The organism is Rufibacter soli (assembly GCF_054781795.1).
In genome coordinates, this window is record NZ_BAAGTS010000002.1 from 1,492,363 (window position 1) to 1,506,211 (window position 13,849).

10 protein-coding genes are annotated in these 13,849 nt (G+C 54.7%); 5 read left to right on the forward strand and 5 right to left on the reverse strand.

The genetic code is table 11. From position 1 onward, the window contains the following. Positions 1-10 precede the first annotated feature (10 nt). The 3 genes from ACYVJQ_RS08140 to ACYVJQ_RS08150 all read left to right on the forward strand — a co-directional run bounded on the left by ACYVJQ_RS08140 (position 11) and on the right by ACYVJQ_RS08150 (position 3,684). Entirely contained in the window at positions 11-1,051 is a 1,041-nt protein-coding gene (locus ACYVJQ_RS08140) for an HlyD family secretion protein (protein WP_460892578.1), read from the forward strand. Between the two features lie 3 nt (positions 1,052-1,054). Next, positions 1,055-2,602 (forward strand): DHA2 family efflux MFS transporter permease subunit, encoded by a 1,548-nt coding sequence (locus tag ACYVJQ_RS08145; RefSeq protein WP_460892579.1) that lies wholly within the window; start codon positions 1,055-1,057, stop codon positions 2,600-2,602. Positions 2,603-2,802: 200 nt separating this feature from the next. Beyond that, positions 2,803-3,684: a bifunctional 5,10-methylenetetrahydrofolate dehydrogenase/5,10-methenyltetrahydrofolate cyclohydrolase gene (locus ACYVJQ_RS08150; protein WP_460892580.1), complete on the forward strand. Its 882-nt coding sequence runs from the start codon at positions 2,803-2,805 to the stop codon at positions 3,682-3,684. Between the two features lie 451 nt (positions 3,685-4,135). Here ACYVJQ_RS08150 and thrC read toward each other — a convergent pair whose 3' ends face one another. The 3 genes from thrC to ACYVJQ_RS08165 form a co-directional block, all read right to left on the reverse strand. Further along, entirely contained in the window at positions 4,136-5,455 is a 1,320-nt protein-coding gene (thrC, locus tag ACYVJQ_RS08155) for a threonine synthase (protein ID WP_460892581.1), read from the reverse strand. Then, positions 5,452-6,414 carry a homoserine kinase gene (locus ACYVJQ_RS08160; protein WP_460892582.1) on the reverse strand — a complete coding sequence of 321 codons (963 nt, stop codon included), beginning with the start codon at positions 6,412-6,414 and terminating at the stop codon, positions 5,452-5,454. The genes thrC and ACYVJQ_RS08160 overlap by 4 nt, the downstream gene beginning before the upstream one ends. Positions 6,415-6,530: 116 nt before the next feature. Next, positions 6,531-7,937: an aspartate kinase gene (locus tag ACYVJQ_RS08165; protein WP_460892583.1), complete on the reverse strand. Its 1,407-nt coding sequence runs from the start codon at positions 7,935-7,937 to the stop codon at positions 6,531-6,533. Positions 7,938-8,529: 592 nt separating this feature from the next. Here ACYVJQ_RS08165 and ACYVJQ_RS08170 point away from each other — a divergent pair. Both ACYVJQ_RS08170 and ACYVJQ_RS08175 read left to right on the forward strand, forming a co-directional pair. Further along, positions 8,530-9,111, forward strand: a complete 582-nt coding sequence (locus tag ACYVJQ_RS08170; protein WP_460893587.1) for a 7-carboxy-7-deazaguanine synthase QueE — start codon at positions 8,530-8,532, stop codon at positions 9,109-9,111. Positions 9,112-9,120: 9 nt separating this feature from the next. Beyond that, positions 9,121-11,049 (forward strand): OmpA family protein, encoded by a 1,929-nt coding sequence (locus ACYVJQ_RS08175; RefSeq protein ID WP_460892584.1) that lies wholly within the window; start codon positions 9,121-9,123, stop codon positions 11,047-11,049. Positions 11,050-11,264: 215 nt separating this feature from the next. Here the strand turns inward: ACYVJQ_RS08175 and ACYVJQ_RS08180 are convergent, their stop codons facing one another. Next, positions 11,265-12,197, reverse strand: coding sequence for a gamma-glutamyl-gamma-aminobutyrate hydrolase family protein (locus ACYVJQ_RS08180; protein WP_460892585.1), 933 nt, complete (start codon positions 12,195-12,197; stop codon positions 11,265-11,267). Continuing rightward, positions 12,194-13,204: an amidoligase family protein gene (locus ACYVJQ_RS08185; protein ID WP_460892586.1), complete on the reverse strand. Its 1,011-nt coding sequence runs from the start codon at positions 13,202-13,204 to the stop codon at positions 12,194-12,196. Before ACYVJQ_RS08185 ends, ACYVJQ_RS08180 begins: the two co-directional genes overlap by 4 nt. Positions 13,205-13,849: the final 645 nt, after the last annotated feature.

The window sequence follows — 13,849 nt, forward strand, 5'->3', positions numbered from 1 at the left end:
ACACCCTTATATGAAAACCGAGAAAAAGAAATCAAAGAAAATACTGCCTTTTGTGCTGGGCCTTATCCTGCTGGTGGGCGGCTTCCTGGGCATCCGGGAATACCTCTACCTGAGCAAGCACGAAGACACTGATGATGCCCAGATAGACGCCGACATCAGCCCGGTGGTGGCGCGTGTGGGCGGGTACGTAGACTCTATCCTTTTTGAGGAGAACACGCACGTGAACCAAGGCCAGGTACTGGTAAAGCTGGATGACCGCGACTACGCCATCAAGGTAGAGCAGGCCCAGGCCAACCAGCGCGGCGCCAGCGCCAGCACAAACGTGGGGCAGGCCCAGATCACGGCCACGGCCGCCAACGCCTCCACCGCCAAAGCCAACATTGAGACCGCCCGGGTTCGGCTCTGGAAGGCCCAGCAGGATTTCAAGCGCTTCGCCAACCTCATCCAGGACGGCTCCATTACTCAGCAGCAGTTTGACCAGGCCAAAGCCGACCGTGACGCGGCCCAGGCCACCTACAACGCCGCCAAAGAGCAATACCACGCCGCGCAGGAGCAGGTGAGCACCACCCGCACACAGCTGGCCGTCACCAACACCGGCGTAGACGTGCGCCAGGCCGATGTGGATTTCGCCAAGCTGCAGCTTTCCTACACCACCATCACGGCCCCCGCCAGCGGCATTGTCTCCAAGCGCAACGTGCAGAAGGGCCAGCTAATCCAACCGGGCCAGAGTCTGTTCGCCATCGTGAATGACAACAGCATTTTCGTGACCGCCAACTTCAAGGAAACCCAGCTGGAGAACATCCGGGAGGGCCAGAAGGTGGATATTAAGGTAGACGCGTTCCCAGACGAGCACGTGGAGGGCACCATTTACAATTTTTCCCCGGCCACCGGCGCCAAGTTTGCGCTGCTGCCGCCAGACAACGCCACGGGCAACTTCGTGAAGGTGGTGCAGCGCGTGCCCGTGAAGATCAAGATCAACGCTAAGAAAGATTTACTGTCAAAGCTGAGGCCGGGCATGAGCGTGAAGGTCTCGGTGTTGACTAAACCATAACCAATGGCAGAGCAAGGGTTTAAAAAATGGATCATAACGGTGACGGTGATCACGGCGGCGCTGCTGGAGCTCATTGACACCACCATTGTGAACGTGGCCATGCCCCAGATCCAGGGCAACCTGGGAGCCACGCTGGAAGACATTGCCTGGGTAGTGACCGGGTATGCGGTGGCCAACGTGATCATCCTGCCCATGTCCGGGTGGCTGGGCGGCCGGTTTGGCCGGAAGAACTATTTTCTGGCCTCTATCATCATCTTCACGGTGGTTTCCTTTCTCTGCGGGAACGCAGACAACCTGGATGAACTGGTGGTCTTCCGGATTCTGCAGGGCCTGGCCGGCGGCGGGCTTCTTTCCACGGCCCAGTCCATTTTGCTGGAGACGTGGCCCAAGGAGCAGGTGGGTACCGCCACCGCCTTGTTCGGTCTGGGCGCTGTGGTGGGGCCAACGCTGGGGCCTACCATTGGCGGCTACATCACAGACAACTTCTCCTGGCCCTGGATCTTCTACGTGAACATTCCGGTGGGTATTTTGGCAGCCGTGGCCACCTATTTCTTTATTAACAAAACGCCCAAAGAGGAAAGCGGCAAGCCCATTGACTGGTGGGGCATCGTGCTGCTGGCCGTCTCGGTGGGCAGTTTGCAGACGGTATTGGAGAAAGGGGAGAGTGAAGACTGGTTTTCGGCTACCTATATTGTGGTGCTGAGTGCCGTGGCCTTTGTGGGGGCCCTGCTCTTTGTCTGGCGCGAGACCAGCATTGACCACCCAGTGGTAAATTTCAAGATCATGCGGCACCGCAGTTTCTCGGTGGGCATGTTCACCTCGTTTGTGCTGGGTTTTGGCCTCTACAGCTCCATGTTCGTGTTTCCGGTGTTCACGCAGGGGCTGTTGGGCTTTACGGCGCAGCAATCCGGGAAACTCTTGTTGCCGGGCGGTTTGTTTACTATTGCTATGATGCCTTTTGTGGGCAAGATGCTGCAGAAAGGCGTGCCGGCGCAGTTTATGGCCACGGTGGGCATGTTCCTGTTCTTTGTGTTTGCCATGATGATGAACGAGTCCACGCTGGCCTCGGGTACCGAGGAGTTCTTCTGGCCGCTGGTGATCCGGGGCATCGGTATGGCGCTCTTGTTCGTGCCCTTGACCACCCTGGCCATCCAGGACCTGAAAGGGGCTGAGGTAGGGCAGGGGACGGGCCTCAACAACATGATGCGGCAACTGGGAGGCTCCTTCGGGATTGCCGCTCTCACCACCCTCATCCATGTGCGTCAGGGCTTGCACCGCAACAACCTGCTGGTGAACATCAATGAATACAATCCGGCCTTTACGCAGCGTTTCAATGGCCTGGTGCAGAACTTCATGAGTAAGGGCTACTCGCTCCTGGATGCCCAGAAAGCCGCCTACAAAGCCATTGAGGGCATGGTCATGAAACAGACCGCGCTGCTTTCCTACACAGACGCCTTCTGGGTTTCGGGTATGGTGATGCTCTGCTCCATTCCCTTGCTCTACCTGCAGAAGTTCAAAAAGAACGTGAAGCTTCCCGTAGACGCCCACTAAAAAGGCGGTTTTCTTAGGCAAATCCCGTTTCGGGCCTGTTTTCCCAAAAACAGGCCCGAAACGGGATTTGCTTTTTCTTGTCTTGGCCATTGGGCTGGGAAGGAGAAATGGGGCGTTTAAATAACTTAGAATTTTCAAGGAGCTTTCAACTGAGGCTTGTACTTTTGGCCTTCGTTTCACCTCTTCCTTTTCTTATCTCCATGATTCTTTTAGACGGAAAGAAAACCTCCGAAGCCATTCAAAGTGAAATTGCCGCTGAAGTGGCGGAAATCAAAAAGCAAGGCGGCAGAGCCCCTCACCTGGCTGCCATCCTGGTAGGCAACGACGGCGGGTCCATGACCTACGTGAACAACAAAGTATTGGCCTGTGAGCGCGTGGGCTTTGAATCTACCCTCATTCATTATGAAGCCCAGATCACCGAGGAAGAGCTGTTGGAGAAGATTAAGGAGATCAACCAAAACGATGATATTGACGGCCTGATCGTGCAGCTGCCCCTGCCCAAGCACATCAATTCTGACCGGGTGCTGGAAGTGATGGACTATAAAAAAGACGTAGATGGGTTCCACCCGGTGAACGTGGGCCACATGGTGGTGGGCATGCCTTCTTACCTGCCGGCCACGCCCTACGGCATCATGGAACTGCTGGACCGCTACAAGATTGAAACCAAAGGCAAGCACTGCGTGGTGGTAGGCCGAAGCAATATTGTGGGCCTTCCGGTGAGCATCTTGATGAGCAAATGCACCTTCCCAGGTGATGCCACCGTCACCATCTGCCACCGCCATACCGTGGACCTGGCCTCGCACACCCGCCAAGCCGATATCCTGATTGTGGCCGTGGGCCAGCCGTTGATGATCAAGGCAGACATGGTCAAGGAAGGCGCCGTGGTCATTGACGTGGGCACCACCCGCGTACCGGACGCCACCCGGGAAAGAGGCTGGCGCCTGCGCGGCGATGTGGACTTTGACAACGTGGCCTCCAAGTGCAGCTACATTACCCCGGTCCCCGGCGGCGTAGGTCCCCTCACCATCTCTATGCTACTCAAGAACACCCTGCGAGCTGCCAAGAAAGAAGTACACGCGTAGCTAATGCTAAAAAAGAAGAGCCGCCCTGTTTGCAGGGCGGCTCTTCTCTTTATGGGTAGTTGTTAGTTTTCCGTTTTTAGTTTTTAAGGGGGAAAGTGGTATTGGGTGTTACATCTGTGAGTAGCTCTATATAACGTGGTTTTGCGTTTTAAGCCTGTTTTCTGAAAAACGGGCCCAAAACGCAATACCGCAGTTCCTTCTCCCTCTGGGAGAAGGGTAGGATGAGGGGAATGTTTCCAGTTTGAACAGCTTTGGTATACAACAACTTCCTTTGAAGGAATCCCTCCGGGTGAGAAGCCTTAACCCAAGAATTGCCGCTGCCCCCTCACCCTAACCCTCTCCCTCAAGGGAGAGGGAATCCCGCACTTTCCGTTTTGGGCTTGTTTTCCAGAAAACAGGCCCAAAACGGAAAGTGCGCCTGAGCTAACAACTAATTACTAGCAATTAACAACTATAAAGTCCCTACTTTATTTTTCTGCCGGAGCAGAAGGGCCAGGGCGGCGTAGTCATTGGGGAGGTCGGTGACTTGTTTGGTTTTTCCCTGGAAGGCTTGGAGTTGGGCGGGTAATTCCAGATCCTGGCCCAGCACGGCTTCCATGCTTTCCTTGAATTTGGCGGGGTGGGCGGTTTCCAGGAAAATGCCTTGGGTCCCTAGCACAGGAAGTTCTTGCTTTAAGCCTAAGTAGCCAATGGCGCCGTGGGGGTCCAAAAGGTAGCCTTTGGAGTGGTAGAGGTTCCTGATGGCATGTTTAATGGCTTCGTCATCGGCCCAGAAGCCTTTCACCACTTGTTGCAGGGCCTCCAATTCATGGCCAAACAGCTCCAGAATACGCGGGAAGTTGTTTGGGTTGCCCACGTCCATGGCGTTGGCGATGGTGGCCACTGACGGCGCAGGACGGTACACCCCGCTAGCCAAGTACTCGGGCACTATCTTGTTCAGGTTGGTGGTGGCCAGGAAATAGGTGACGGGCAGGCCCATGCGGTAGGCCAGCAACCCCGCCGCTAGATTCCCGAAATTCCCGCTGGGCACGGCAATGGTCAGTTCCTGGGAGGCCGGGTTCAGCTTTTTCCATTGGCCCCAGGCGTGGAAATAGTATACCATCTGCGGGAGCCAACGGGCCACGTTGATGGAGTTCGCCGAAGACAGGTTCATTTCCCGGTTTAGCTCTTCATCAGAGAAGGCTTGCTTCACCAGGGCCTGGCAATCGTCAAAGGTGCCATCTACGGCCACAGCGCTAATGTTCTGGCCAAGGGTGGCAAACTGCATCTCCTGGATAGGGCTTACGCCGTCCTCGGGGTACAGCACCACCACGTCAATATTCTCCAATCCCAGAAAACCGTTGGCTACGGCGCTTCCGGTATCGCCGGAGGTGGCCACCAGCACCGTGACCGGTTGGTCAGGGGCGGCCACCGCCTGCAGACACCGGGACATGAACCGGGCGCCCACATCCTTAAAGGCGCAGGTTGGCCCATGGAACAACTCCAGCGCATACACGCCTTCCTCCACGGCCACCAGCGGGATAGGGAAGGAGAAGACATCGGCGCAGATTTTCCGCAGTTCCTCCTCCGCAATATCAGGGGAAATAAATTGCTTCAGAACCTCCACCGCAATCTCGGGTAGGGCCAGGGAAGGGAGTTGCTCAAAAAAAGAGGCTGGCAGCGCGGGAATCTCTTTTGGGAAGAACAGGCCCTTGTCTGCAGGCAGGCCTTTGATCACGGCCTCCTGAAAACTCAATTCCTTTGCTTGTCTGTTGGTGCTATAGAAGTTCATGCCTGGGCGGGTTGTAAGGTAGAGGATTCCACTAACCGGACCCCTTGTTCCGGTACCTGAGATACGTAGGTTTTGGTGTCAATGCCGCTGTGGGCGTACACCTTTTCCATAGCCTGCTGTACGGCCTGGGCCTGGCCCAGCGACGCCGATAACGCGAAAATGGACGGCCCTGACCCCGAGATGCCGGCTCCTAGCGCCCCGGCGGCCAGCGCGGCGGCCTTCACCTGGTGGAAGAGCGGGATGAGGATGGAGCGCTCCGGCTCAAAGATCTCGTCATGCAGGCTTCGGCCCAGCAGCGCATAGTCTTGCAGGAGAAGCCCCGCCATGAATCCGGCCAGGTTTCCCCACTGTTTGATGCCCTGCTTCAAAGGTATTTCTTGCTTGAGGATGCTACGCGAAAGGGAAGTTTTGAGCTCAATCTGGGGGTACAGAATGGTGCAGTACAGCTCCAGGGGCACGCCCAGCGGCACTACATCCAGAGGGGCGTAGTCACGCACCAGCACAAAGCCGCCCAGCAGTGAGGGGGCCACGTTGTCGGCGTGGGCTGAGCCCGAGGCTTTTTTCTCGCCTTCCATGGCGTACAGCACCAGTTCCTGGGTGGTGAAAGGTTTACCCAGCAGCTCATTTATCGCGAAAGCCGCCGCCGCCGAGCTGGCCGCGCTGCTGCCCAGGCCGCTGCCCACGGGCATGCCTTTGTGCAGCTGTAACTCCAGCCCGTGGGAGAGGTGCAGGTCTGTGAGCATTTTCTGGGCCACCACCCCAATCACGTTTTCGGAGGGGTCACTGGAAAGGCCCTCAATGCCCTGGATGTGGGAGATGGTAATGCCTGGCGCTTCTTTTTTCCTTGCCCATACCTCATCGCCGGGCTGGTCCAGGGCGAAGCCCAAAACGTCAAAGCCGCAACTGACATTGGCTACGGTGGCAGGCGCGTAGGCTTTGACAAATTCATTGTTCTGCATGATAGTAGGTGCTGGTATAGGCACAAAAAGCAGAGCCCTAATTCGCTCCAGGTCTTGTGCTGTGGTTTAAATGCAAGCTTTATATAACATTATGTGATGTATTGCTGATTAATGCGTTACGCGAAAGCTTCTTCTGATTCTCTTACCGGCAAAAAGAAGCGGTCATGAAGCAGGTTCACGGCGCGGTGGGCATCTTGGGTACTTAACACGACAGAGATAATCCGCTCGGTGGCGCCCTGGGCAATGGCCCTAATATTGAGGTTATGGTCTCCCAGGAGGGAGAAGGCCTGGCCCGCGATTCCGGGTTGCCGGATCATGCCGTTGCCTACCAGGGCCACGATGCTCATGGGGGTCTCCAGGCACACCGGGTTCAGCAATCCCTGGGCCAGGTCATCGGTAAATTCCAAGGAAATAGCCTGCACCGCTTTCTGGCCGTCGGCCTCGGCCAGGCCTAGGGTAATGCTTTGCTCAGAGGAAGACTGCGTGATAAAGTAGATGTTGATGTTCTGGGTGGCTACGGCCTTAAACAGGCGCATGGCCACGCCCGGTACCCCCACCATGCCACTGCCGCTCAAGGTAAGCACCGCCATGTGGTCAATGCAGGAAATGCCTTTTACCTGCTGCGCGCTGGGCGCCGGGGTTGCGGAGATCAAGGTGCCTTTATGGCCGGGGTTAAAGGTGTTCTTGAGCACCAGCGGAATCTTGGCGGCCACCAGCGGGGCAATGGTGGGCGGGTACAAGACCTTCGCCCCGAAATACGCCAGTTCCATGGCCTCCTCGTAGCTCAGTTCCTCAATGGAATAGGCGGCTGCGGCCTTGCGAGGGTCTGTGGTGTACATGCCGTCCACGTCTGACCAGATTTCCAGTACCTCTGCCTGCAACGCTGCTGCGTAGAGCGAGGCCGAGTAGTCAGAACCGCCCCGGCCCAGCACGGTGGTTTTGCCTTCCGCGGAGCGGGAAATGAACCCGGGGGCCACCATCAAGGAAGCCTCGGGCAATTGGGTCTGCAGAAGGTGATAGGTTTCCTTTAGGTTAACCTTGGCATTGAGAAAATTGGCATCGGTCTGGATGTAGTCGCGGCTATCTAACAATATGTTGGGCAGGCCGTGGTGCTGCAGGGCCACCGAGACCAGGGCAGAGGAAAGTAACTCGCCGTAGGCCATCACCCGGGCCTTGGTACTGTCACTGAGCTCATCCAGCAGGTAAATGCCTTTGGTCACGTCTTCCAGCTCACGCAGGATCAATTTGATCTTGCCTTTAATTTCTATCTGCTGGCTCATGGGCACCAACTCCTCAATGGCCTGCATGTGCTTGGCTTCCAGCGTCTGGATCACCTCCTGGTACCCCAGGTCATGGGCCGAGGCCTTTTGGTACAGCGAAATGAGCAGGTCGGTCACCTTAGACATAGCCGATACTACCACTACTTTTCTCTCAGAGGAATCTTTGGTCCCCACAATGGAGATTAACTGACGGATGGCCTCCGCGTTCGCAACGGAAGTGCCTCCAAATTTTAATACCAGCATACCAGATGGTGCTTTTGGAAGAATAATTATAAGGAAGGGTGCCCAAACGGGCTTAGATAGCCACCAAGGCTATACAGGACAGGACGATATGTGTAGCTATACCCCCGTAGGGGTAATCGTGAAAATGGTACCCGTAAAGGAAATACCAAACCCAAAGGAAACGCCAGCCCGGGCCGTGCAAACGGAGGGGAGAGAAAGGGATATGGGGCGTGTTTGTCTCATTGGTGCCGGTAATATCTGAAAATATTTTATAGAAAAAGAAGTAAATATGAAAAATTTCTATAAACGAACGCTTGTTGTTGCTAATATGGAAGTCATAAGGCAAGTCTGTTTCTTATCTGTTATCTTTGTAGCTTCCGTTTCAGCCTCTGCAGCGGCTATCCTGAGGGCCCCTGGCGCAGCACCTGTGCGGGCCGGTAAACTTATTAGGCGGCTGGGCTGTTACGGTACTTACCATTAACCCTGTTTTAGCCCTGTTTTCCAGAAAACGGGCCCGAAACGGAAAGAGGAGACGTTGATTTTGGAAGAGACCATAGAAAGAAAGATTGCCTCTGTACACACGGTGCCTAAAGACGGGACCAAACTGCCCCTCATGGAGCATTTCTACACCATTCAGGGCGAAGGGTACCACTCCGGAAAAGCCGCGTATTTTATCCGGTTGGGTGGCTGTGACATTGGCTGCCACTGGTGTGACGTGAAAGAATCCTGGGATGCCAACCTGCACCCGCTCACCGACACCGACTGGATTGTAGAGCAAGCCGCCCAATACCCTGGCAAGGCCGTGGTGGTGACCGGCGGTGAGCCCCTGCTTTACAACCTGGACTACCTCACGGCCCAGCTGCAAATGCGCGGCATCCAGACCTTTATTGAAACTTCCGGCGCCTACCCCTTGAGCGGCTCCTGGGACTGGATCTGCCTTTCTCCCAAAAAATTCAAGGGCCCGCACCTCAGTGTGCAGCCGCACGCCGGTGAGCTGAAGGTGATCGTGTTCAACAAGTCTGACTTTGCGTGGGCCGAGGAGCATGCCGCCCAGGTAGGGCCAAATACCCGTTTGTACCTGCAACCGGAGTGGAGCAAAGCCGACCAGATGATGCCCCTGATTGTGGAGTATGTAAAGGAAAACCCTAAATGGCAGGTTTCGTTACAGACCCATAAGTTCCTGAATATCCCCTAATTACGCCCCATGCTTTCTTTCTTTCGTTTATTGCTGCTTGTTCTGTTTCTGGCTAGCTTTTCTGCCCACACGTTTGCCCAAAAAGCAACGGGCAGCACAACCAATGGCAAGGCCCAGAAAGCGTTTGAGGAGGGTAGTAAACTGGTGCAGGCCCGCAATTTCCCTAAGGCATTGTTGTCCTTTGAGGAGGCAATTAAGCGGGACTCTACCTATGGAGAGGCCTACCTACAGGCGGCTGGGCTGTACCGCATCATGCAAAAGCCAGAGGAGGCCTACCAGAGTTACCGAAGGGGTCTTCCGTTGCTTCCTGAGCAGGGCCGGCTGGCAAATGACTATTTCAATTATGCAGATCTGGCTTTCGCCCGTGGGCAATACCAGGAAGCCGGCACCTATTATGAGAAATTCCTGAAGTTGGGCCGAAAGAACACAAAGCAAGCCACCCATGCGCAGCGACAGGTCCAGAATGTGGCCTTCGCACAGAAAGCCATCAAAGAACCCGTAGATTTTAAGCCCCGCTCTTTGGGGGAGGTCATCAATAAACTGGGTTTGCAATATTCCCCGGTACTTACCACAGACCAGCAGGCACTTCTCTTCACGGCCAGGCAGGGGAGCGGCGAACTGGATGACGAAGACCTCTACCTGGCCTACCGCAAAAATGGGGAGTGGCAGGAACCGGTCTCCATCTCCAAGGCCATCAACACGGATCTTAATGAAGGCGCCGCCTCCCTTTCCGGCGATGGCCGCACCCTGGTGTTCACCACCTGCAACCGCCAGGATTCCTATGGCTCCTGCGATCTGTATATCAGTTACCGTGAAGGGGATGAATGGAGTACGCCTAAGAACATGGGCCGCACCGTCAACTCCAGCGCCTGGGATTCCCAGCCGAGCCTCTCAGCAGATGGACGCACCATATATTTTGCCTCTAACCGGCCGGGCGGGCTGGGCGGTGATGACCTCTGGATGACGCAACTGAAAGAAGATGGTTCCTGGGGCAGCCCCGTTAACCTGGGAAACAAAATCAATACCACTGGCCGCGAGAATTCCCCTTTCCTGCACGCCAGCGGCAACACGCTGTATTATGCCACTGATGGGCTACAAGGCATGGGCGGCCTGGATCTGTTTAAGGTAAGCCGCGAAAAAGGCGGTTGGGGCACTCCTCTGAACCTGGGTTATCCCTTGAACACGCACCGCGACGAAAGCTCCATCTTCATTTCCCCGGACAATAAAACAGGTTACTATTCAGGCGGCCAATCGGCGGGGTCTGGTAAGGCAGAAGTGGCCTTACTGCAGTTTGAAGTGCCAGACATCTGGAAAGGCAAAACCATCAGCACCTTTGCCCAGGGAAAGGTATTTGATGCCGTCTCTAAAAAGCCCCTCAAAGCCACCGTGCAGGTGTATGACCTAGATTCTACGGGCGTGATTTCCCAGCAGGTCAGCTCAGATGCCAGTACCGGTGAGTACACCATAGTCCTGAACCAAAAGCAACGGTATGCGCTTTTTGTGACGGCGCCCGGGCACGTGCTGGAAAGCCGCCATATTGCCGCTACCTCCACCACCGCGCCCCTAGCCCTAGATTTTTACCTGCAACCCGTGAACAAAGGAGCCAAAGCCGTGCTGAGTAATATCTTCTTTGACACCGGAAAATCTGAACTTCGGTCTGAGTCCCGCACTGAGCTGGACAAGCTATTTCAGTTCCTGAAGGCCAACCCCAAGATAAAGGTGGAGATTGCGGGCCACACAGATAACGTGGGCCAGGCAGCCGCTAACCAAAAACTCTCTGAGGCCCGCGCAAAGGCAGTGGTGGCCTACCTGGTTTCCAAAGGAGCCCCGGCTACGCTGTTCCAGGCCAAAGGCTACGGCCAGACCCAACCAGCTGCCCCGAATACCACAGAAACCAACAGGCAATTGAACCGCCGGATAGAACTTAGGATTCTTTAAAGAATTTTCACTTTATCTAAACCTTCTCTTTCTATTGGGGTTTAATAAAGTAGGTTTAGAGTATTAGTTTACTAGTTTGTTTAATGTGAGCCAGAAAGGCGGCCGGGACAACCCGACCGCCTTTCTGTTTTAAGCCCGTTTTTTATAAAACGCCCAAAACCATGGTTTTGGTAATTAGCAAGGGTGCTTAAATGGCCTCGTTTTAACGACGTAGGCTAAGGATTCTGCCGGGAGAGGAAAATTTCTTCTTGCTTTTCAATTTCCACCAGAGCAGAGTCTTTGGGCTGCGCCAGGGCCGTTTGCATGTCTTGGGCTTCAATTTGCCGGGTCACCTCGCGGGCTTTCTGCACCAAGGTCTGAAAAATAAGCCGTTGCTTGCGGCGCTGGGGAAGGTACTCCGGGTGCCATTGTACCCCCAGCATGAATTCCATTTCTACGTGCTCAATGGCCTGCACAATCCCGTTTTTTTCCTGTGCTACTATTTGCAGGCCCTTGCCCGGGGTGTGCACCGCCTGGTGGTGCAGGGCATTCACTTTCATTTTCTGGCAGCCAAGCATCTGGGCCAGTTTACTGCCCGGCTTTATTCTTATTTTCTTGACCGGGAAGATGCTGGAGGGATTGGGCTCCTCCAGGTAGAATTCATTGATGTCATTGTGCAGGGTGCCCCTGAAATACACGTTCAGGAGTTGCGAGCCCCGGCAGATACCTAGCACCGGTAGGTTCATTTTAACGGCCTGGTCAATAAGCTGAAACTCCAGGTGGTCGCGGGCTTTGTCAAGGGACCATTTGGGAGCGCCGCTTAGCCATTTACGAACGTAAAAAAGGGCCGGAAAGTAAAACCACCTGATAAAGCGCCACATCCGCTGGAAGTACGTTTTCTTATGATTCTGGAGGGTTCGTTTTAGGTATTCCGAAAGCACTGCGTCTTTCTGGTAGGTCTCGGGGTCTACATCGGCCCCGCCGCCCACGACCAAGCCTTGAAGACCATCAGCGGTTCTGGGGAAGGAAGGCGTGATGTGAACGGGTTTGCCGCCGGCTAGCCAAATGCCCATCGCCGTAAAGAGCCAGGCTACTTCGCCGCCCTTGTCTGGGCCGGTAACGCCAATGGTGGGCCTATTGCGGTTTATGGTAGCCGGTTGGTGTTTCATGCTAGCCATTGCTCCGTCTCCTTTACCCATTTTTTCTCAAAATCTGAGTGTGCGGTCTCCTTTACCTGCAGATAGGCCTCACTCATTCTGCGTAATTTTTCCGGCTGGTTGGCCAGTTCCTCTATTACTACCCAGTTGTTCCATTCCTGGGCGAGGGTCCAGTTGGGGTCAGATACACAGGAGTTGGGTAGACGGTAATGGAAGGTGTTTCGTGCTTTGACACTTCCCAGATGCTGATAATGGGCTATTTTGTCCTTTATCAAGTAGGCAAACACCGGGTAAAGATCCAGCGGGCGGTTGCGGTCAGGGTTATAGGCATGGTAGTCTTCTATCAGTTGGTCCAGGGATGGCTGGTAGGTGGGCGGAAGCACCAGAGCCGTGAACTCGGGTGGGAAGGGGTTGATGAAGGAGGTAAGGTGAAGTCGGGCGAAATCTGTCTCGCCTACTTCCAACAGCCACGGGTACAGCACCAGAAACGCCCGCAGGTACCGCAAAATGGTTTCCGGCTCGGCATCTGGCAACTCCGTGTTGATGTGCGTCCCGAAGGCATTGGTGAGGAAGGCCTCCGTTCCTTTAGCGTGGTGCTGATAAAGTGCCTCCCGAAGCTCTTCTACTTGTTCTAATTGGGTGAAAGGCAGCGGTGGTACCCCAATCTCATAAGGGATTACCCGTTTAATCACACTTTCCAGGGTATCGTCAATTCTCTCTTCCAGCGTTTCATGGCCCAAATGGATGTGCTCAATGTCTATGTGCAGTTTGTCAAAAACAGCTTTGTATTGCTTATGGGTCAGTAACTTGAGGTCAATCTCTACACTGAAGTCCCCCAGGCGGGTAAACAGCACCTTGGCAGAGAACCTGTTCTCCCGCTGTATCCGGCCCCCGTACAGGTCTTGCACTATCTGCAGGCACTCCTCAATTCCCACATTGGCGAACTCCAACTCAAAGCCCACTTTCCGCAGCTTCCCGTCCTGGTTTTTTGCAATGGGCAGTGGTTTAAAGGCTTCCATTTCCTGTTTCTCTGCTTGTTTGTTTTTCCAACGGGAAAGAGGTTTAAGTGTTGCCGAAGTGAGGAGGGATGGAGTAAGTTGATTTGGAAGGATATAGGCCTAGGGCTAGAGGTTTTTGTGCAATATTTTTCCGCTTTCAAAGTCTTTTAAGGTGGCCAAAGTTGGTGTTCCTAGGGACCAACGACTTGAACTGCCTCTCCATTACTATTTGGTTTTGTGCACGCCTTCCCGCCTGCTGCTGGCGTGGTACTTGCCTTAGCCTTAGTCCTTATGCTTTGTTGTTTCATGGTTTCCCTCCGAGCGCTCGCGGCCGCGAGGCCCCGTCTTTCCCCCTCGCACTGCCCTTGCGGCCGTATTGCCTTCTACTCTTAGTAAGGCCACTGCAGGGCCACAAGCGAGGCTCTCGAAGTAAAGACTGGAATCGGGGGAATGCGTGGGGGGATGATGTTCTTTAATAATCGCATTGGGCCGGTGGCGTTTTGGGAGCGTTTTTGGAAAACAGGCTCAAAACGCACTTTCTCTTCACTATACCCAATACCATATACCAAACGCAGACTCTCCCCTTGAGGGGAGATTAAGAGGGGTGTTTACATAGGAGAAGACATTTTCCTGGTTCAAGTTTCCAACTTGGACCCATAATTCGGG